Origin of the sequence: Shewanella sp. SP2S2-6 (assembly GCF_031931965.1) — a bacterium.
Lineage (GTDB): Bacteria > Pseudomonadota > Gammaproteobacteria > Enterobacterales > Shewanellaceae > Shewanella > Shewanella baltica.
Genome location: NZ_JAUOEQ010000003.1, coordinates 109,811 through 129,732 on the forward strand (window position 1 = coordinate 109,811; position 19,922 = coordinate 129,732).

A 19,922-nucleotide genomic window follows, 5' to 3' on the forward strand; every position below is an offset into this window, starting at 1 on the left:
TTAGTGTCGCTTCGGCATCGTATCTTAGCAACTTGAGGCAAAGCATATTTGATCCCTGCTAACCTGTCAATTTAGACGTCTAGATGTTTTTACTTCCGTTGTGATCGCTAGGTTATTAATTGGTTGTATAAGATGAGGCTTGGTCTATATTTTATTTTATAATCAATGTATTAACAGTTTGCATTCAGGTTAAGTTAGCGGGTTTTTATCTGATTTAGAGTGTATTGCAACTGAATTAAGTAGCGTAAAATTTAAGCTGTTGCCCGGGGTGATGGGATAAGTTGGCTATTTATCGCCCTTATTTCCCTTGAAGCTTTGATGCACTGAGTGAGTGTCGATATGAGTTTAGAAGGCGAAGAAGATGAGCTGGATCCATCGAGTTAAGTTCATTTTTATTGCTTATTAGCTTGCAGCGCTCGTTTAGCGGCCTAATCACGTTCACATAACAAAATAATATTAATTAAACCTTAACAATCAATTCATTGTTTTCAAATGTAAAAAAGTGTTAACCGCATAAAAAACCTATAAAACACTAATGATAACGATTTGCGTTGTACTAGAGAGTTTAATAGAATCCGCACAAATTATGTTAATAACTCTTTGGGGCTTTGTTTAAATGCATACATCTTCTCGCCATGGCTTGAGTCTCGTAGCCGTCTCTTTACTGACTTTAGTGTTGAACCATACTGCGATCGCCGGTGAAGATTTATTCGGTTATGTCAAAGGCGCTGAAGCTATGCCTAAAGACGCCATCGAACTGTACCAAAAGATCACCCTGCGTAATGATAAGGGTCAAGGCACCTACAGAGGTATTAACTACGAAACTGAATTCGAGTATGGCCTAACGAATAAACTGGCGGTGTCAGCTTCTGCTAAGTTTATGTCCTTAGACACCAGTGGGCTTATCATCGATGGTTATTTGCCGGCAGAGAAAAAAATTGGTTTTCAATCCTCTGGCGCCGAAGTTGGCCTAAGCTATATGTTTTTAAGCCCAGCCAAGGATGACATAGGTTTGTCGATGACAGCCTCCCTCGACTACGACTGGATTGATGTGCATTCTGGCCAAGACAAAGACACCTTGTCGTTAGATCTTGGTCTGCAAACCCAAAAATACATGCTCGAAGGTGAGTTAATTTGGGTGGGGAACTTAGGCATGGAATCAACCTATGCCGACCGTGCGCCTATCGCTAATCTACCAGAAGACTTCGAATGGTCGACGGATCCAGAGATGGAACTGGAATTGAAAATGGGCACAGGCTTAAGCTATCGTTTCGCCCCTAATTGGTTCGTTAGCGCCGAAGTGCTTTTTGAAACTGAATTTGAAACTGAAATTGGCCAAGAACGATGGTCCTTCTTTGCTGGCCCTTCATTGCATTATGGTAGTGCCGATTGGTGGGCGACGCTGACTTGGTTACCACAGTTAAGTGGCGGTGGTGAGCAGTACCAAGGTCAGCGCGATACCAGTTTGCATCTGATTGAAAAAACAGAACAAGAAATCAGATTGAAGGTCGCATTTAACTTTTAATCTAGGTTTAATGAAGGCTGTTGCAGCGAATGTAATAGACTGCACCGCCAGAGTGAGCGCCAAGGATGGCTCGTTTTTATTCCATATTCACTAACATTAGGTATTGAAATGGCGCAGACATATTGGAATAGCTTGTGGTTTATGCCCATGGTCGTGGTGACCGCGCCCGCTTTTGCTGCTGACTATTTAACGGTTGCACAGGCGCAGGCATTGATTTTTGATCAAGCGGCCGTATTTAGCGAGCGGCCAACTTTATTGAGCTCAGATGCGAAAGATCAGATCAAAGATTTGTCTGGCGTGCGTCAGCGTCAAGATCAACAGCCGATTTGGAAAGTGGAGAAAGACGGGCAATTTCTCGGTTGGTTTATGGTTGATGATGTGGTCGGTAAACATGAATACATTACTTATGCCGTTGGGATTAGCCCGCAAGGTGAAGTGTTAGGGTTAGAAGTGTTGAGTTATCGCGAGACCCATGGCGGTCAAGTGCGCGAGGCCAGTTGGCGCCAACAGTTCCACGGTAAAACACTGAACGATCCCTTTAAACTGGATGAGGATGTCACCAATATCAGCGGCGCAACCTTGAGTTGCCGTAATTTACTCGATGGTGTGAAGCGTCTGTTGGTTATTCATCAACTTTTCCTGTCACAGACGGAATTATCGTGATACGTCGCGCTAAACCCTTACTCGGGACTTTGGTGGAAATTGCCGCCGAGTCACTGCCACATTCTGGCAGTGAGATCCCACTTGAGGATAAAGCCTTAGAAGCCGCGATGACAGCGGCTTTTTCACGTGTGACGCATATTGGTCGGTTACTGAGTTTTCATCAGCAAGACAGTGAGTTAAATCAGCTAAATCGCCAGCCAGGGACATGGATTCGTGTAAGCCAAGACAGTTTACGAGTGCTCAAGTTAGCTAAGTGGCTAGGCAAGGCGAGCAACAACTTGTTCAATTGTACTGTCGGCGGGGAAATGATGTCCCGCGGTGCTTTGCCTGCCTATCTTGGTATGCCTTTGTTATTGCAAGGTGAGTGGCAAGATATTGAAATAAAAGATAATCAAGTGCGATTAGCTAGACCACTCATTTTGACCTTAGATGGCATAGCCAAAGGTTATGCGGTCGATATGGCGGTGAGTGAGCTACGCCGTGCAGGTGTTAGCGGTGGTTGGGTGAATGCCGGTGGCGATTTAAAAGTCTTTGGCAGTGCCTCTTTAAATGTGCTCTGCCGTGGCCCATTGGGATTGAGCCAAAAGATCTGCGTGAGCAATATGGCGCTGGCAAGTTCGCGGGTGTCACAAACTTTAAGCCATGATTATCCTGCGTTATTACTGCCCACGGGCAATGTTACTGATGTGAATATCGATCTTGAAAGTGAACGTATTGTCAGTGTGAGTGCGCCCTTTGCTTGGCGCGCCGATGCGTTGACTAAGGTTGCGGGTTACCTAAGCTCTGACTCCGCCGCTGACAAAATTGCTCACTTAGGTGGTCGATTAGTCAGTTTTGAATAATCATTCCTTTGGTACTATTTGCAGTTTTCCTTACTGAATTTACTAAGGAAAAGCTGCGTTATGAGTGTATAACATTTTCCTATGAAGAAATTAACTGGCTATCCAAATTGGTTTTTTTGGCTAATCATTCTTACCATTAGCGTCACCACGCTCACAGGCTTGTTTATGCTGCCTTGGGTGATGGAGTTTAAGTTGCAGTGGGAAGTGGATTTTGGCCTCAGCGGTGAACTACGGTTACCCGCAGTGGTGATACATGTGTTGTTAGGTTGGTTACTGTTGATGCTACTTGGTGCACTTTGGCACAGTCATATTCGGGCAGGATGGCGTAAAAAATTGAACCATTGGAGTGGCTTAGTGATGTCACTCAGTCTTATCACCTTAGCGTTAACGGGTGTGGGACTGTATTACTTGAGCTCAGAATCAGCCCAACTGTTTGCCAGTTTATTGCATATGTTTTTGGGGATGTTATTGTTTTCAGGTTTTGTTTGGCATTATTACCATGGCCGTAAAATTCGCGTTCAATCCCTTAGGCGTCACCGTAGCTGATAAGTTTTGCATCAAAGCCCAATTTGAAATCCAATTCAAAAGCATTCGATTAAAAATCCCATGTTAAAACACATTAAAAAGAGTGCCTAATTGGCACTCTTTTCGTTTTAGCTGTTTGTCACGAGCGGTCTGTTATTAACCGCTTGTCACTAACTATGTGTCGTTAGCAACCGGCCAGCTTAGGCGACTTTAAATCGCGCCACTTCTTTTTGTAGGTTACTGCAAATAGCCTTAGTGTTGACGACGATTTGTTGGGTCTCTTGAATGACTAAGTTGCAGTATCTGGTTTTATCGGATAATTCAGTCAAGTTACGGTTAATTTCTTCGGTTACATGGGTTTGCTCTTCGGTCGCCGTTGCCGTTTGAGTGGACATCTCGCTGACCTTAGAGGTGGAGTTTAGGATTTCATCCAATGCATCTTGGGTTTGGCTGGCGAGGGTGACGGTTGATGTGGTCAGGCTGGCGCCAGATTCAATGCTTTTAACTGCATCATTTACGCCGCGTTGTAACTCTTCAATCATACGCTGAATATCTTGGGTCGAGGTTTCGGTGCGACTCGCCAGTGTACGCACTTCGTCGGCGACCACGGCAAAGCCGCGGCCCTGTTCGCCAGCGCGCGCCGCTTCAATGGCCGCGTTAAGGGCGAGCAGGTTAGTTTGCTCAGCAATAGAGCGGATCACATCGAGCACTGAGGCAATATTGGCAGAATTGACTGAGAGTTTTTCAATAACAGTCACGGCATTTTTAACCGACTCAGACAGTTGCTGAATATGATTAACGGACTGGGCAAGGATATTTTTACCTTCCAGCGTTTGGTCGTTCACCTTAGTGATTTCGGTCGCCGTGTGCAGGGCATTGCTGGCGACTTCCCTTACGGCGGCACTCATTTCATTGACCGCTGTGACTATGGTATCGACAAACTGCTCTTGTTCATGACTGATGTTGATAGTGGTTGCCGACTTAGTCGCAAGGCTTTCAACGGTTTGGCTCACATCCTTGGTTTGGCCAATAATCGAGATCACCATTTGCTGCAGTTGTTCTACAAACAAGTTAAAGGCCTCGGCAAGCTCACCGATTTCATCCTGACGTTTGATCGGGATCCTTTGAGTTAAGTTACCGTCACCATCAACAATGTCATTGATCCTGCTAGTGATATCTTTAATGGCATTAACGATGATTTTAGGGCCGAAATAGGCAATCAACAGAGCGACTATGGCCACTAAGCTGGCTATGGTGAGGGAAATTTGGGTTTGGGTGGTTGCCTGTTCAGTTGCTTGCAAGTCCAGCTCTTTGACGCGGTTATCGGCCGCTTCCCCTGCGGCATTATAGATGCTTCTTAAGGCTTTAAATTCTTGTTTGGATTTGGTTTCGTGGAGTTGTTTCGCGCGTTCAAAGTCATTACTTTTGACGGCATTAATGACTTCAGATGAGGCTTGATACCAAAGAGAAAATTGCGCTTCAAAGCCATTGGTGGATTGCAGTACCAGCAGATGGTCTTTAAGGATTTTTTTAAACTCGCCCATTCGGTCACGGGCTTGGTCGACGTTTTCTTGCCAGTTATCAATTTCACTCTTGCGATTCTCGGCTGATAATTCTTCCCTCAACAACACTTCTTCACTGAGCTGTGCTTGGTAAAGATCGCGGTCTGCATTGAGAATTGCCGAAATCGCAGGATTAAATAACTGACTGAACTCTTGCATCTGCTTTACCGTTGCACGGCTTTGCATGGCGTCTGTGACGGCCATAACAATGAGCGCTGTCGCCATAATGGCAAACATCAGCGAAAACTTAACGCGAATACTGTTAAACATAGGAACATCTCCATTAATAACTTAATAAATAGCTTAGCCGTTATTGATGAAATTGCTTTTACATGCAGTAAATTGCGATGGGATTCAGTGCGAAGTTTTGTGTCCATTGAACGAAGGTGAATAGCCCCGACTGTGCAGCCAGGGCATTGATATTTTAGCTTATGTTATTCGGGGCAAGCTAAGGTGGGTATGGCTTTAGGCTTAGGCTTTATCTGCACTAGCATGACGCCCATGATGACCATAGAGCCGCCAATGTAATGATAAATGGCCAAGGTTTCATCTAGGATAATGGCCGCCAATATCGCCGCAATAATCGGCATTAAATTAAAGAACACGCTGGTGCGATCGGCACCGAGTTTGCTGATGCCATTGATCCAAGCCCATGGCGCGAGCAGCGAGGCCGCAACTGCCGCATACAGTATCAGTGGTGCCGATTGCGTGCTGATCGCCATACTCGGGCTACTGAACAGCAGCGGAGTCAGCATAAATACAGCTATGAGTCCTTGAATATAAACCGATTCCCAAGTGGGCAGTGGTAATTGCCAGCGTTTCAGTAATACGCCATAGAGTGCATATACAAAGGCGCTGATCAGCAGCAGCAAATCACCTTGGGTGACGCCGATGGCAAGATTCATCATATCGCCGTGACTCAGCATAAAAATTAAGCCAACGAGGGAGATCAGCGTGCCACCAAAGGCTAATGGCGACAGCTTCTGTTTGAGTAAGGGCACGGCTAAAAACAGGCTGATCATGGGCACGAGTGAGGTGATCAATGCCATATTTGTCGCCGTGGTGGTGGCCGCCGCAAAATAAGCCAGACTCTGGTTGAGCACCATACCTAGCATGGCCAAAGTCGCGAACTTAGGTAACAGCGGCAGTATCACTTGGCGCTTTTGCCACACACGACCCGCGACAAAGGGCGTTAATAGCAACATTGCAAAAAACCAACGATAAAACGCTATGGCTTCAGGATCGATAATCCCAAATGAGAGCTTGTTAACTATCGAGTTACCTGCCCAAATTAATACGGCCAACAGGGGGAACAAATACAACATGATCTTGCCTTTCGATACTGGCTTACGTGGCTGGGCATGAATGACTGAACATAAGCGACTGAGTCTACATGGCTAACTCTAAATGACTGAGCATGAGTGACTGAGAATTAGTGACTGAGAATGAGAGACTCTGCTTATGACCTAGCACTTATGCATCCAGATAATAATTGCTGGCAATTATCCATGGTCGGTTATGATATAGATATCGCTTATCAGACAAGGTCAGTTCCCCGGCGGACAGAGTGCTATGGGATAGCAAAATCGCTTGAGCGCGATTAAACCAGTGCTATTAAATCAGGATTGCTTCAGTGCGATTAAACCACTTGAGCACTATTAAACGAGAGAATGTATTGAGCTAGAAGGCTTTGAGGACAGACAAAATGCGTACGGTTTACCATCCCCTCACGGCAGAGCAAGAGCCATTTGCGGATATCTTTTTTAACTATGAAGCTTTCCTGCCTAATACGGTGACGCCCAAGCATCAACACACATGGGGACAATTGCAGTTAATCAGCGGTGGCATCATGGAATTACATGCCGCTGGGCAACGGTTTTTATCGCCGTCGCAATATGCGATTTGGGTTCCTGCGGGGATAGAGCATGAAAGTTACACTCGGCGCAGTATCCATTATTGTTCGATGAACATAGTTGTCGAGCGGGCTGCGGCGTTTCCCCTAGAGACCTGTTTGTTAGCTGTGACTCCTATTGCCCAATCGATCGTGAACGATCTGCGGGAGCGGCAAGTCCGAGTGGCAAATTCGGCGGCGGATAAGCGCCTCGTTGAGGTTTTGCTCGATCAGCTCACTATCGGCCAAGCCCTGCCGCAATTTTTGCCCACCGTTTCAGATAAACTGTTACAGCCACTGTTGCTGGCACTCGAAGCCGATCCCGCAAGTCCTAAGACCTTTAAATCTTGGGCAAGTGAATTACATACCACAGAGCGTACCTTAGCCCGTCGTTGCCAAGAAGCGCTGGGGATGAGTTTTACCGAGTTAAGGCAAAGGCATAAGTTTATCTATTCATTACAATTGCTGCGTCAGGGACTGGCTATAAAAGAGGTGGCATTAACGCTCGGCTACAACCAAACCTCACCTTATATTGTAATGTTTAAAAAGTATGCCCAGTGCTCGCCGGAGCAGTATCGCCGTCGATTATGATGGCGCATAAGTTTAGTGTGATGGCATATAAGCTTAGTGTGTTGAAAAATGACCTGTTGTTAATTCGAACGCTAGCGGATGTTGTGAGGCGATAAGCAGATAAAACCGAGAAATAAAATAGGGTGCCAAAGCATTTAGCACCCTATTTTCGGCCTATTTAAAGAGAGGATTTAAGGGTTTTTTACATTGGTGGATAAATTAGTCGGATGCTTTTTGGCGGTTCCGTTTATCCTGACGCTTCTCTTTTAAGGTTTTCATTGGCGGTTTTTTGTTTTTTTCTTTACTCATAGATATAGACTCCAAAGTGAAGGTCACTATCCGGTTCCGCGCCGCAATTCGGTTCCGATAGTTGGGCTCAATTTTTATTTCAGGCTTAAATTGAGTCGGTTTATTTATAAAGGACACATAAAACGTAATTTAACGATGAGGTGCCGAACCTAAACCTCTTAACCCCTTTGCTGTTTTACCTTAAAGCGCTGCCATGACTTAGTGTAAATAGTGGCAAAAGGCGTTAATTTCAGTGTTAAATTAATTTAATGCCTGTCTTTAATAAATAACGCGGCCAGTTAATGACTTCAAAATAACATTCCTTCTTATCCTATTATGTTGAAAGTACCGCTAGAAGCCGCCGCTAATAGCGAGTTGAAGTATGTTGTCACGGAGTAGAACACACTATATCTTTAATTACGTCATCTAAAATGGCTTAACACTTTAGTAGATTCAGTCAACATAAGTCACTAAAAGCCATTAGAAATAACGCTGCTTAAATCAGCTGGCTACTTAGCTTTTTTAGGTTTTTTCGCTAGACTGACACCTTTAATCATAAACAGCACTGGCTTGCCTAAAATACTCACTTCAGCCAGCTCGCCCTTTGACCGCCCAAGTAGGCTAACGCCTAAATCGGATATAACAGAGAAGCGTCCTGCACTGGGTTTATGCTTTGGTGGATACACGAGCTCAATTTGATACTCCTGTTGATCCTGCAGATTAACTAAGCGGATCTCCCGCCCTACAGTCACTTTATCACTCGCCGTATCATGCTTGAGTTGCTCAAGCTTGCTAATCACCCCAGCCAAAGCGGTTGGGCGCAGTGAGGCATTAAAACTGTTCTGTAAATAATAGGTTTCGGTTTTTAGAATAAAATTCTGAAATAGACCGCTAAAAAATGAATATGCCATTTCCGCCTCTGAAATAACCAAGTAAAAGTACAAGCAAAGAATTTTAAAAGAGGAATAACTGTATTCAGTGCTTATTTAACCAGAGTATTAAAGTTCTGCCGAGCGCGAGTGACGCTCGGCTTAGACTGGGAATTTGAGTGAGAAGCGGAATGATTTAGCCAAGCAGCAGGTTAAACTAAGAGTGCTAGCTAATACATGGGGAAATAGTGATGAAAATGCAGTGCTAAACATAGTTTTACATCTCCAGTCAAAAGTGTGTGTTATGGGTTGCTTTTTTAAGTGTTCAATATGGCGAATAATGTAAAGTGTTAACTAAATAAGCCATGTTTACTTGGTTGATACCATAGGCCAAGTGAAAAAATAATGCAAGCCCAACCAAGTTTATATTACTGAATATACTTATCTACAGAAATATGCATTTAACACTAAATTAACTTTGTTGGTGTTGATGCCAATCTTAGTCAATTTAATCCTAGCACGCGTAAAATAAATCGAGCACTGATGGGTTTAGCGATGAAATACCCATTAAGTAAATAGCGCACTAATTCACTAAAGTTGCTCATTCAAATAAAGTACTCATTTAATAATGTACACTCGAATAATCCCTTAGCTCGGTGATTATAAGATTTAAGTATATTTTAACGCTATGCTATGCAAGCTAACTGAATTAAGCCTTAATGTGTGCGTTTAAATGGTAAATATCGGGTATCCACTTAGGTGGTTAATCCCGCGCCTTTCAACAGTATTTTAATGCACATGGAGACGAGGAACAGGCAACTGACGCTCGTGCACCAAATGAGCACTAACCAGCCGAGTCGATAGCTGAGGGATTTAGTTGGGGTCGTCATGTTTATCTCCAGCATGTGTAAAGTTATCTAAAGTGAATTAGCGACCTAAGCCAAATTAGCTTAGGTCGCGTTTTGGGAAGCCTCTTTTACCTGAGTCATGGCTAGTGATAGCCTGCATCTTTAGTGACTTTTCCGCGGAACACGTAGTAGCTCCAAAAGGTGTAAACCAAAATCAGCGGGATGATCATCAGCGCGCCGACGAGCATAAAGCTTAAGCTGCTATCGGGTGCTGCCGCCTGCCAAAGGCTGATGTTGGGGGGAATAATGTGCGGCCAGATACTGATCCCTAGTCCACTAAAACCTAAAAAAACTAGGCATAAGGTGAGTAGAAATGGCTGATAGTTATCATCGCGGCGCAAGGATTTCATCAAGGCCCAGCCACAGGCTAATACCAGTATTGGCACTGGGGCGAAGTAGAATAAATTCGGCAAACTAAACCAGCGCAGGGCAATATTGGGCTGCACAAAAGGCGTCCATAAACTGACTAAACCTATGGTCATAAGTAAGCATAAGGTCAGTGCTCTGCCGAGTTGTTGCATGGTCGTTTTAAGCTCGCCTTGGCATTTTTTCACCAGCCAAGTCGCGCCGAGCAAAGCATAGGCCAGCATAAGACCAAATCCACAGAAGAGTGAGAAGGGCGTTAACCAATCGAAACTACCTCCGCTAAATTGCTGCTCGCTGACCGAAATACCTGAGATAAACGCCCCCAGCACTACGCCCTGTGAAAACGTGGCCGTGATAGATCCGAACATAAACGCTTTATCCCAGAATGGTTTAGCTTCTGCGCCAGACTTAAATCTAAACTCAAACGCCACGCCGCGAAATATCAGTGCCAGCAACATAATAAGCAGCGGTATGGTCAGCGCTTCGAGCACTATGGCGTAGGCGAGGGGAAAGGCACCGAGCAGGCTGGCGCCGCCGAGCACTAACCAGGTTTCATTACCATCCCAAACGGGGGCGACGGTATTGACCATAATGTCCCTGTCATCCTCGTCGTGGATAAAGGGAAACAGTATGCCGATGCCGAGATCAAAGCCATCCATCACGATATACATCAAGGTGGCAAAAATGATGATCCCGAACCAAATCAAGGGTAAATCGAATTCCATGGTGAGCCCTTAAATATGTTTAAGATTAAATAAGTAAAACTAGATTTATTGACTTTAAAATTAATGGCTTGTTGCTGCGATATCTGGCCCTTTGCGGATGAGTCGCATCATATAGCGATAACCCACACCGAAGATGCCGCAGTAACTGACAATGAAAATCCCTAGGCTGATACTCAGGTGGGTAACGCTATGGGAAGACACGGCATCTTGCGTGCGCATCAACCCTTGGATCACCCATGGTTGGCGCCCAAGTTCGGTGGTAAACCAGCCCACTAGTGTCGCGAGCAGTCCTGCAGGGCCGAGCACCAGTACAAATCGCAGAAAGTGTTTGTTGCTGTAGAGCTTGCCTTTGCGTCTGAGGTAAGCGCTCCACAGTCCGGCAAAAATCATCAATAGGCCTAAGCCGACCATGACCCTAAAACTCCAAAACACTAACAACACATTGGGTCTGTCCTCAACGGGATACTCAGTCAAGGCTGGCACTTGTTTGTTTAAATCGTGCTTTAAAATCAGGCTCGCCAGCCCTGGAATTTCAAGGCTGAAGTGGTTTTTCTCTGCGCCCATGTCAGGAATGGCAAACAAGATCAGCGGTGTGGGTTTATCGCCCTCATTACGCCAATGGCCTTCCATCGCTGCTAATTTTACAGGTTGATATTCAAGGGTATTTAAACCATGGAAGTCACCAATCACAGCTTGCAGCGGCGCGACGATTAACGCCATCCACATCGCCATAGACAACATCTTACGGATTGCTGGCGTGTCGTTACCTTTGAGTAAATGCCAAGCCGCCGATGCGCCCACAAAGAAAGCCGACGAAATAAAGGCCGCCACTGTCATATGGGCTAAACGATAGGGAAATGAAGGGTTAAACACTATCTGAAACCAATCCACAGGAATAACGCGATTGTTCACAATTTCAAAACCTTGGGGCGTCTGCATCCAGCTGTTTGAAGCTAAGATCCAGAAGGTTGAGATAATCGTGCCCGTGGCGACCATGCAAGTGGCGAAGAAATGCAGGTTTTTGCCGACCTTCTGCTGACCAAATAGCATGACCCCCAGAAACCCCGCTTCGAGGAAGAAGGCGGTAAGCACTTCATAGGTGAGTAGCGGCCCAGTCACGCTGCCCGCGAAGGCGGAAAACGCGCTCCAATGGGTACCAAATTGGTAGGCCATAACAATGCCAGAGACCACGCCCATGCCGAAGTTAATGGCAAAAATCTTCGACCAAAATAGATAGAGTTGTTGGTACACCTGATTCGCCGTTTTCAGCCATAAGCCTTCTAATACCGCTAGATAAGTGGCGAGGCCGATAGTGATGGCGGGGAAAATAATGTGAAAAGAGATGGTAAAAGCAAATTGGATCCTAGCAAGTACAGTGGCATCAAAATCAAACATAATTTCCTCGAGAGATAATAGTCTCGTTACAAAGGCATTCATTAATGCAGTGTCCACTGAACCTAATATTGGCCCAGCGGTGAAAGCTTGTGTGCCATTAGAGCATGGGATAAGCTGGCTATAACAGACACAGAATATATTGATTGAGCTATAACAGATGGCGAAGTACGAGCAGTTAGCGCAGGAATTAAAGACACGAATAGCCCAAGGCGTCTGGCAGGCGGGGGACAAGTTGCCGTCGCTGCGCCAAACCGTGGCCGATTCTGGTTTGAGTTTGATGACAGTGCTCAATGCCTATCAGCTATTGGAAAGCCAAGGTGTGATTACGGCGCAGGCAAAATCGGGCTATATCGTGGCGCCGCAGCCAGAAACCTTTCGTTATCCCGATCGCCAGCGGCAGATTTATCTCTCTGATAAAGTGGATATTAACGAGTTCGTCTTCTCTGTTTTGCAGGCGTCAAAACAGGCTGGAATAGTGCCCTTTGGCTCAGGTTTTCCCGATCCCAGTTTATTCCCGCAGCAAGCGTTGGCGCGCTCATTAGTTAAGGTCACTCGGCACATGTCGCCGTCTTTTGCCGCCGATAATTTACCGCCGGGGAATGCGGGACTGCGTAAGGCGATTTCCCAACGTTATGCCAAATTGGGTATGAGCATTTCACCCGACGAAATCATCATTACCTCGGGTGCCATGGAGGCGCTCAACTTGAGCTTAGCGACGCTGACTCAAGCGGGTGATTGGGTTGTCATTGAATCACCGACCTTTTATGGCGCGATGCAAGCCATTGAACGGCTTAAGCTTAAGGCGATTGCGGTCGCGACCGATCCACAACTGGGCATTGATCTCGAGGCGCTAGCGGAAGTGTTAAAAACCTACCCAGTGAAAGCCTGCTGGTTGATGAGTCAACATCAAAATCCGCTAGGCTGTAGCTTATCGGATACTAAAAAACAGGTGCTTTATCAGTTACTAAACGAGCATAAGGTCAGTTTAATTGAGGATGATGTTTATCAAGAGCTTTATGTCGGCTCCAGTGCGCCAAGGCCTGTAAAAGCCTTCGATACCGAAGGAAGGGTGCTGCACTGTGGCTCATTTTCTAAGTCTTTGATTGCAGGTTATCGTGTCGGCTGGGTGGCGGCGGGGCGCTATGCACCTCAGTTACAACGATTACAGTTAATGTCGACGCTATCGACCAGCGCGCCCATGCAGCTTGCTATCGCCGATTTTATTCAGTCGGCACAATATGAGCGCCATTTGAAGCAGTTACGTAAAAAGTTAGCCGATCGCAAATTGGCCATGTATCAGCTATTGCGCGCGCATCTGCCCGAGTCTGTGGGAGTTAACTTTGCACAAGGCGGCTATTTTCTTTGGTTAGCGTTGCCTGCACACATGGATGCCACACAAATTTATTCTGAGGCGATTGAGCGCGGGATCAGTATCGCTCCCGGAAATCTCTTTAGTAATCAGGTCGAGTTCCGCCATTTTATGCGCTTGAATGCCTCATACGAGTGCTCGCCAGAGATAGTCTCTGCGGTCGTGGTGCTGGCCGAACTTATCCGCAACTATTCGCGCTAACTCGTTAGGTTCGCTTTTTATATGAGCCTGTTATGTTAGCTCGCTTTGTTGTTTGGGGTTTTCGGTCAGAAGTTAAATGCTGAGGTAAAAAAGTTTTAGACTTCCAGATGTCTATCTGTTGGCTTGTTGAGTATGCACAAATCTTGTGCAATCCTTTGGGTTGGATCAAGGACAGCACTCTGTTGAAGGAAGGTAAAATGAAGCTTGAATCACTGGCATTACACTACGGTTATGAGTCAGAAGCGACCACGAAAGCGGCCGCGGTACCTATCTATCAAACCACCTCTTATACCTTCGATGATACCCAGCATGGTGCTGATTTATTTGACTTGAAAGTCGCAGGTAACATTTATACGCGGATCATGAATCCTACTACTAGCGTGCTAGAGCAACGTCTGGCAGCCATTGAAGGCGGCATAGGTGCGCTGGCCGTGGCATCGGGTATGGCGGCGATTACCTATGCGATTCAAGCCCTGACTCAAGTTGGCGATAATATTGTCAGCACCAGTCAGCTCTATGGCGGCACTTACAATTTGTTTGCCCATACGCTGCCGCGCCAAGGCGTAGAAGTGCGTATGGCGGCCTTCGATGATTTTGAAGGCCTCGATGAGCTGATCGACGACAAAACTAAGGCCTTGTTCTGCGAATCAATTGGTAATCCGGCGGGCAATATTGTTAATTTACAACGTTTAGCCGAGATTGCCCATAAGCATGGCGTGCCTTTAATTGTCGATAATACGGTCGCAACCCCAGTGTTATGTCGCCCGTTTGAGCATGGCGCCGATATCGTGATCCACTCTTTAACCAAATACATTGGTGGCCATGGCACGACGATTGGCGGGGTGATTATCGATTCAGGCAAGTTTGATTGGGTCGCCAATAAGGAAAGATTTGCCTTACTCAACCAAGCCGATCCTTCTTATCACGGCGTGGTTTATACCGAAGCCTTTGGTCCTGCGGCATTTATTGGTCGTTGCCGTGTGGTACCGCTGCGTAATACCGGCGCCGCACTGTCACCGCACAGTGCATTTTTACTGTTGCAAGGCCTTGAAACCTTAAGCCTTAGAATGGAGCGCCATTGCTCGAACGCGCTAGCATTAGCCGAATATTTGGTGTTACATCCGGCGGTGAGTTGGGTGAACTACGGCGCGTTGCCGAGCAGCCCTTATCAGGATAATTGCCACAAGATCACTGGCGGAAAAGCCTCTGGGATCATTAGCTTTGGGATTAAAGCGGCCACGCCTGAAGAGGGTAAAATTGCCGGCGGACGTTTTATCGATGCGCTGCAGATGATCCTGCGTTTAGTGAACATCGGCGATGCGAAATCCTTGGCCTGTCACCCTGCGAGTACCACGCACAGGCAGCTCGATGCCGATGAACTGGCACGGGCGGGCGTGTCAGAAGATCTTATCCGTATCTCGGTTGGGATTGAGCATATTGACGACATCATTAATGATGTGGCGCAGGCGCTCGATAAGGCACTGGTGAGCAAGTAGTTCTTATTAAGTAGCCCATATCGAATAGCAGATACCTCATCAATTTATTAAATCATTAACAGTAAAAAGCCGCCATCGATTCAATTCGATGGCGGTTTTTTTAGTGCTTTAAAAACGATGTTAATCTTGCTGCAATCGATTTCTCGCCTTCTGATAGAAGTAAGACACTGTCAGCAAAATAACCCCGATCAGCATAAAAGCAATGACCTTTTGCACTAGCTCGAAGGACGCCATATCCAGTAATAGCACCTTGAGGGTCGATAGGATAAATAGCCCTGCGGCGAGGCGGATCATATCGGCATTTTGTGGTTTTAAGCTGATAAACATCAACACACTGCCATGGATAACTAATAAAATCGCGCTGAGTGGGGCGGCAATCATGTTATCGAAACTATAACTCCACATGAAGTAACTCAAGGCAAGTAACAGATGCCAACCCCACTTAAGTCCTTGTAATGGCATGATACGTCTATGCAAGCGTATTGCTGCGCCGTGCTGCAAGATAAGCCTTGCTAGGAGTGCCAGCGATAAAAACTCGATTAACACAAACGAGGCATTATCACGATTAAGCCCAAGCGTGATCTCAAAATGCAACATGATGGGCAACAGGGCTAAGCCTAACGTTAGGCCGTAGGCGAGATGGTAGCTTTCCTTTATTGCGGCTTGAATTTCGGCGACTAGGATTAATTTCATGCTATGTGAGGCTTGGCTTACAGGCCTTTGGCTTACACCTCTTTGGATAAGCAAGGCAAAATAACCACTTAAGGCTAGCGCTGTCATCGCTATTCCTACTAGCTCTGAATGATTAAAGCCATAAACGATCACGGCCAATACCAGTGCAAAGTAATAAGGGCTCAGTTGCCATTGTAGCTGCAGCAAGGGGCGCCATGTCTCGGGTAATTGGCGATAACTAAGCAGGGTGAAGCCCATAAACAGGGCGCCAACGGTCAGCGCCGCGAGTCCTTGCCAAACGTGAATAAGACATAGCGAGGCGGTCATCATAACCGCTAGCCAAGTGAGGATTTTGGCCTCTATGTTCAAACTCTTATGCTTAACAAAATAGGCTAAACCTAGGCTCATAAAGGTGCTCAGCCAAAGGGCGATAGCGGTATATTCCCAATAGTTGCGGATAACTTTGGGCAGTAAAATAAGCGGCAGCAGCAAGTAACAGCAGATTTGCACGCTGTAAGCGGCTTTAGCAAATAGGGCATCTTTATAGTGGCGGCGATACCAATAATGGGCCAAAAGTAAGGCGGTAAATAACTCAATCCGTGCCAGTTTTGCCATGAGCGGCTGGGCGCTAAAGCTAAAACTGTCCGCGAGTGTTATGCCTTCAACGACCTTAAAGAGCAGCGGTAATAGCAAGATCCAAGCGGCAAATTCGCTGATAACGAGTTTGTCCTTTGCGCTTAAATACAGCAGTAATAGGCTGACCAGTGGCAAAATGGCGAGGTAGTAATCGCTGCTCAAAAGGTAAGCCGCGAGGATAATTGTCGCCACATAAAAACCGCTTAATAGTTCTTTTAGTATTCTGCAAAGCTGATGTTCTAACGCAGAAAGTGGCGCATGGGTGAATGTTAATAGTCGAATGGCAAAGACTAAGGCGGCGCAACTTAAGGCCAGCGCTATCAGCGAAAAGCCAAAGGCCGACAAAGGTGAAATCGCTAAGGCATCTAACATGCTGGATTCTAACAGTGCCATACTATCTAGCACGCTAAACGCATTCAATCCTAAACCCATCAGCAGTAATACATAGGCTTCGGCGCGCACTGAAACCAGCTCTTCCTTGGTGCCAATCCATAGCAGTAATAAGGCTTCGAGCAGTAAGACTAAGCCGAGGAAATCATGGCTGAGTAAATACAGCGCCGCGAATCCGGCAAAACTTCCAGCAAAGACTAACAATAAGCCGCTGCGGGCTTTTTCTAAGCGGCTTTTTAGCTGCCAATAGAGGGCTGCACAAATCAGAGCGTTGGCTGCAAAAATTTCCCCTGCTAACTCAGTAAATTGCGTTAATTCGAATAGCACAAAGGCGAGCAATGCTATCGGAAGGGCGAGTATTCGATGGCTCAGCGTATTGCTTGGTTGTTTATCTTGATGGGTAAATTGATGGGGAAATATTAGGCCGGTGATGCCGTAGAGATAAAAGGTCGCATTAATACTGATAAGCGCCAGCAGACTGCCGCCGCCAAAGTCGGTGAGTGGCAATGGCACAAAATAACTAAAGGCTTCGATGCAGCCAATGTGCAGCAGGGCGGTGATTTCCACTAATAGCGGCCACTTTAACTTACGACTCTGGGCAAGGGCGCCGGCACCAATAAGCAGTAAATAAGGAGGATACAGTAGCGGCGCATAGCTTTGGGATAACAGCATCATAGGCGCGGTCGAGCCGCCGACTAAGGCAATGACGGCAATGACTTTGGCATCTAAGCGCATTGACAGGCCATAACCTGCCAAAGTGATCAATAACAGTAAGATAAAACTCGCGCTATTGGGGATGATTTCAAAATATGGCCCAATAAAGTAAGCGCAGAGAAAGTTTAGGATAAGGCCTAATCCGACTATCCCTGAGCCAAAGTCCGCCATGCCCGCGCGTTTTTGGCGAATAAAAATCCCGCCGGCTATGATAGCGTTCGCACTGGCAAACCCGAGTAGGGCTTTGCCCAGTTCAGAGAACCAATGGTTGATGGAATATTGCAGTAAATAACCAAAGCCTAAGGTCAGGGTGATGATCCCTGCAACTGTCATCAAGAAGACTGGCCCTAATCCCTTAGCTTGATAATGATGGTAGAAGGATTTGATTTGTTCGGTAATTGCGCCAAAGGGCGCCATGATGGCCGCTAATCCTTGGGATAGCAGATCATCAAATTGACTCGCCACTTGCACGCTTGCCTGTAATTTGACTTCATCACTCAGTTGTTGGCCCTGCGCCTGGTATTCGGTTTTAGCGACTTGTTCTGCTGAGGTATTTTTTGTGTTTCTTTGCCAAGGGTCTCCTTGCACAGCGTTTTGCTGCCATGGGTTGGGTTCTGCAGTAACTGGCTCTACGGGAGCGGACTCAAGGATTGGTGTGTGTGCCGCATAGGTTAATGTAGGCGCGTTATCGGCGGCGGGGACCACTGCCGCAATCGATGCAGCACCCGCTGTCATACTATCTGCCGCCATACTAAGACTGGTGTCAGAGGCGTCTTCAGTCGCAATTTGCTGACTTAAGGTATCGAGCTTAGTTGAAAATTCTGCCAACTGACGGCTGAGCGAAGATTGCTGCGATAAATGCAGCGACTGTAATTGTGCCAGCTCAGCTTTTAGTTGTGCGACGTCATCCTTTAACGGCATATCTCAATCCTAGTTAAGTGCCTAATAGCTTAAAAACATTCAGCGCTTAAGAATTTAAGGGCTTAAGCACCTTTGCAATTGGATTGTACTTGCGGCAGGGGATTTCGGCTAGCCATAGCGAGTGTCACAAAGTGCTGATAGTGGAGTAGATCAAAATGTTAGCGGGTGCAGTTTAACAAAGAGCCAGACATTGCTGGCCCTGATTAAAGTACTCATTAGTGGCAGGAATTAGCGGCAGAATTATTTCTTTTGCGCCTGCAGGATCACAAATTTACCGTTGGAGGCGACTGTGGTGCAGTTTTTAAATAAGCGCTGTAATTTCACATGGTAAGCCAGATGGCGGTTGCCGACGATATGTAAAATACCTCCGTCTTTTAAGCGGCGGCGAGCATCTAAAAACATCTGCCACGCGATATGATCGGTAATGGCTTCGCCTTGATGGAAGGGCGGATTACATAGCACCAGATCCGGTTGCACTTCTTCTGGCAGATGCGTCATGCAGTCGTCCCAATAGAAGTGGCCTTTATCTGCAGGCAATTGATTACGTGCCCAGTTTGCCTTGGCTGATGCGACCGCCATTTCAGAATCGTCGATAAAGTGGATATCAGCTTCTGGGAATAACTGAGCGGTTCGCAGTCCCAGCACGCCATTGCCACAGCCGAGATCGACAATCGACTTAAAATCCCCTTTCGGCAGATTTTCTAGCATGATGCGTGCGCCAATATCGAGTTTATTGGCGGCAAACACATTACTTAAGTTGCTGATCTCAAGTTGATATTCAGGTACGGTCCAAGTCACTTCTTTGGCTAATGGTCTGGATTTACCATCACTGACACAGGTAATTACTCGGGTGTTTTTCCACGCTAAACTAGCGCTTGCTGGGCCTAAATGCTTAGCAAAGACATCGAGCAAGGCGCCATTAATCGATTTGGCTTTGGCTGCCACTAATATGCGAGTGCCAGTGGGTAACACTTGCGATAAGCGTGTTAGCTGGTGGGCAAAGTAGCTTAAGTTCTTAGGCAACTTCATCAATACTAAGGCTAAGTTTTCTGGCAAGGTATCGCGGCTGGTAAACCATTGCAGATTATCCAGCGGCAACTGATTGCGGCCATGGTTTTGTTCTGTGCCTAAAAAGCTGGTTCTGGCATCGGTTTCAACACACAGTGGCCAACTTGGATTCAGTTTCGATACACCACAGCTTAAGGCGCCGAAACTGTCGTTGATAATGGCGGTTGGCACGGCGGCTTGCTCTGACTCAATAAGGCTTTTGAGTAAGTGTTCATCGGCGGCATCCCAAGCTTGAAGATTAGATTCCTGCTGAGCTGGATACCGTAAAAGTTCGAGTTCAACACCCGCTACTGAAAATTGTGTTGTCATGTGCCACACTGCGCCAA

At 46.4% G+C, this 19,922-nt stretch carries 15 protein-coding genes; 7 read left to right on the forward strand and 8 right to left on the reverse strand.

All coding sequences use genetic code 11. The features are described 5' to 3' along the window. Positions 1 to 616: 616 nt before the first annotated feature. From Q4Q57_RS03700 to Q4Q57_RS03715, 4 genes are all read left to right on the forward strand, one after another. A complete protein-coding gene (locus Q4Q57_RS03700) occupies positions 617 to 1,525 on the forward strand; it encodes a DUF6662 family protein (RefSeq protein ID WP_311889820.1) in 909 nt (302 codons plus the stop codon). A 108-nt stretch (positions 1,526 to 1,633) separates the two neighbouring features. After that, on the forward strand, positions 1,634 to 2,188 hold the full coding sequence (locus Q4Q57_RS03705; protein ID WP_311889821.1) for an FMN-binding protein: 555 nt from the start codon (positions 1,634 to 1,636) through the stop codon (positions 2,186 to 2,188). Beyond that, positions 2,185 to 3,030, forward strand: a complete 846-nt coding sequence (locus Q4Q57_RS03710) for an FAD:protein FMN transferase (protein ID WP_311889822.1) — start codon at positions 2,185 to 2,187, stop codon at positions 3,028 to 3,030. The genes Q4Q57_RS03705 and Q4Q57_RS03710 overlap by 4 nt, the downstream gene beginning before the upstream one ends. 81 nt (positions 3,031 to 3,111) lie before the next feature. Further along, complete coding sequence (locus Q4Q57_RS03715) at positions 3,112 to 3,576, forward strand: hypothetical protein (protein WP_311889823.1); 465 nt, start codon at positions 3,112 to 3,114, stop codon at positions 3,574 to 3,576. Between the two features lie 179 nt (positions 3,577 to 3,755). On the opposite strand, the gene Q4Q57_RS03720 is transcribed toward Q4Q57_RS03715, so the two are convergent. Next, positions 3,756 to 5,387: a methyl-accepting chemotaxis protein gene (locus tag Q4Q57_RS03720; RefSeq protein WP_311889824.1), complete on the reverse strand. Its 1,632-nt coding sequence runs from the start codon at positions 5,385 to 5,387 to the stop codon at positions 3,756 to 3,758. Between the two features lie 164 nt (positions 5,388 to 5,551). Continuing rightward, positions 5,552 to 6,442 carry a DMT family transporter gene (locus Q4Q57_RS03725; protein WP_115334000.1) on the reverse strand — a complete coding sequence of 297 codons (891 nt, stop codon included), beginning with the start codon at positions 6,440 to 6,442 and terminating at the stop codon, positions 5,552 to 5,554. A gap of 380 nt (positions 6,443 to 6,822) precedes the next feature. Here Q4Q57_RS03725 and Q4Q57_RS03730 point away from each other — a divergent pair, with 380 nt between their 5' ends. After that, complete coding sequence (locus Q4Q57_RS03730) at positions 6,823 to 7,599, forward strand: helix-turn-helix transcriptional regulator (RefSeq protein WP_115334001.1); 777 nt, start codon at positions 6,823 to 6,825, stop codon at positions 7,597 to 7,599. A 776-nt stretch (positions 7,600 to 8,375) separates the two neighbouring features. Here the strand turns inward: Q4Q57_RS03730 and Q4Q57_RS03735 are convergent. The 4 genes from Q4Q57_RS03735 to Q4Q57_RS03750 form a co-directional block, all read right to left on the reverse strand. After that, positions 8,376 to 8,777: a GreA/GreB family elongation factor gene (locus Q4Q57_RS03735; protein WP_311889826.1), complete on the reverse strand. Its 402-nt coding sequence runs from the start codon at positions 8,775 to 8,777 to the stop codon at positions 8,376 to 8,378. Between the two features lie 713 nt (positions 8,778 to 9,490). Continuing rightward, positions 9,491 to 9,625 (reverse strand): DUF2474 domain-containing protein, encoded by a 135-nt coding sequence (locus tag Q4Q57_RS03740; protein WP_006080444.1) that lies wholly within the window; start codon positions 9,623 to 9,625, stop codon positions 9,491 to 9,493. A gap of 101 nt (positions 9,626 to 9,726) precedes the next feature. Further along, positions 9,727 to 10,734, reverse strand: a complete 1,008-nt coding sequence (gene cydB, locus Q4Q57_RS03745; RefSeq protein WP_107403925.1) for a cytochrome d ubiquinol oxidase subunit II — start codon at positions 10,732 to 10,734, stop codon at positions 9,727 to 9,729. 60 nt (positions 10,735 to 10,794) lie between these two features. Then, on the reverse strand, positions 10,795 to 12,129 hold the full coding sequence (locus Q4Q57_RS03750) for a cytochrome ubiquinol oxidase subunit I (protein ID WP_311889827.1): 1,335 nt from the start codon (positions 12,127 to 12,129) through the stop codon (positions 10,795 to 10,797). Between the two features lie 157 nt (positions 12,130 to 12,286). On the opposite strand from Q4Q57_RS03750, the gene Q4Q57_RS03755 reads away from it, so the two are divergent. Both Q4Q57_RS03755 and Q4Q57_RS03760 read left to right on the forward strand, forming a co-directional pair. After that, on the forward strand, positions 12,287 to 13,699 hold the full coding sequence (locus tag Q4Q57_RS03755; protein ID WP_311889829.1) for a PLP-dependent aminotransferase family protein: 1,413 nt from the start codon (positions 12,287 to 12,289) through the stop codon (positions 13,697 to 13,699). A gap of 197 nt (positions 13,700 to 13,896) precedes the next feature. Next, positions 13,897 to 15,195, forward strand: a complete 1,299-nt coding sequence (locus Q4Q57_RS03760; protein ID WP_311889831.1) for an aminotransferase class I/II-fold pyridoxal phosphate-dependent enzyme — start codon at positions 13,897 to 13,899, stop codon at positions 15,193 to 15,195. Positions 15,196 to 15,315: 120 nt separating this feature from the next. On the opposite strand, the gene Q4Q57_RS03765 is transcribed toward Q4Q57_RS03760, so the two are convergent. Together Q4Q57_RS03765 and Q4Q57_RS03770 are read right to left on the reverse strand one after the other, a co-directional pair. Next, complete coding sequence (locus Q4Q57_RS03765) at positions 15,316 to 18,528, reverse strand: DUF2339 domain-containing protein (RefSeq protein WP_311889833.1); 3,213 nt, start codon at positions 18,526 to 18,528, stop codon at positions 15,316 to 15,318. Between the two features lie 240 nt (positions 18,529 to 18,768). Continuing rightward, positions 18,769 to 19,905: a methyltransferase gene (locus Q4Q57_RS03770; protein ID WP_311889834.1), complete on the reverse strand. Its 1,137-nt coding sequence runs from the start codon at positions 19,903 to 19,905 to the stop codon at positions 18,769 to 18,771. Positions 19,906 to 19,922 lie beyond the last annotated feature (17 nt).

Excerpts from the sequence above, each read along its gene's own strand:
- Q4Q57_RS03750 (WP_311889827.1), bottom strand. The coding sequence starts at position 12,129 with ATGTTTGATTTTGATGCCACTGTACTTGCTAGGATCCAATTTGCTTTT.
- Q4Q57_RS03705 (WP_311889821.1), top strand. The coding sequence starts at position 1,634 with ATGGCGCAGACATATTGGAATAGCTTGTGGTTTATGCCCATGGTCGTG.
- Q4Q57_RS03720 (WP_311889824.1), bottom strand. The coding sequence starts at position 5,387 with ATGTTTAACAGTATTCGCGTTAAGTTTTCGCTGATGTTTGCCATTATG.
- Q4Q57_RS03740 (WP_006080444.1), bottom strand. The coding sequence starts at position 9,625 with ATGACGACCCCAACTAAATCCCTCAGCTATCGACTCGGCTGGTTAGTG.
- Q4Q57_RS03760 (WP_311889831.1), top strand. The coding sequence starts at position 13,897 with ATGAAGCTTGAATCACTGGCATTACACTACGGTTATGAGTCAGAAGCG.
- cydB (WP_107403925.1), bottom strand. The coding sequence starts at position 10,734 with ATGGAATTCGATTTACCCTTGATTTGGTTCGGGATCATCATTTTTGCC.
- Q4Q57_RS03715 (WP_311889823.1), top strand. The coding sequence starts at position 3,112 with ATGAAGAAATTAACTGGCTATCCAAATTGGTTTTTTTGGCTAATCATT.
- Q4Q57_RS03770 (WP_311889834.1), bottom strand. The coding sequence starts at position 19,905 with ATGACAACACAATTTTCAGTAGCGGGTGTTGAACTCGAACTTTTACGG.
- Q4Q57_RS03700 (WP_311889820.1), top strand. The coding sequence starts at position 617 with ATGCATACATCTTCTCGCCATGGCTTGAGTCTCGTAGCCGTCTCTTTA.
- Q4Q57_RS03730 (WP_115334001.1), top strand. The coding sequence starts at position 6,823 with ATGCGTACGGTTTACCATCCCCTCACGGCAGAGCAAGAGCCATTTGCG.
- Q4Q57_RS03735 (WP_311889826.1), bottom strand. The coding sequence starts at position 8,777 with ATGGCATATTCATTTTTTAGCGGTCTATTTCAGAATTTTATTCTAAAA.
- Q4Q57_RS03765 (WP_311889833.1), bottom strand. The coding sequence starts at position 18,528 with ATGCCGTTAAAGGATGACGTCGCACAACTAAAAGCTGAGCTGGCACAA.
- Q4Q57_RS03755 (WP_311889829.1), top strand. The coding sequence starts at position 12,287 with ATGGCGAAGTACGAGCAGTTAGCGCAGGAATTAAAGACACGAATAGCC.
- Q4Q57_RS03725 (WP_115334000.1), bottom strand. The coding sequence starts at position 6,442 with ATGTTGTATTTGTTCCCCCTGTTGGCCGTATTAATTTGGGCAGGTAAC.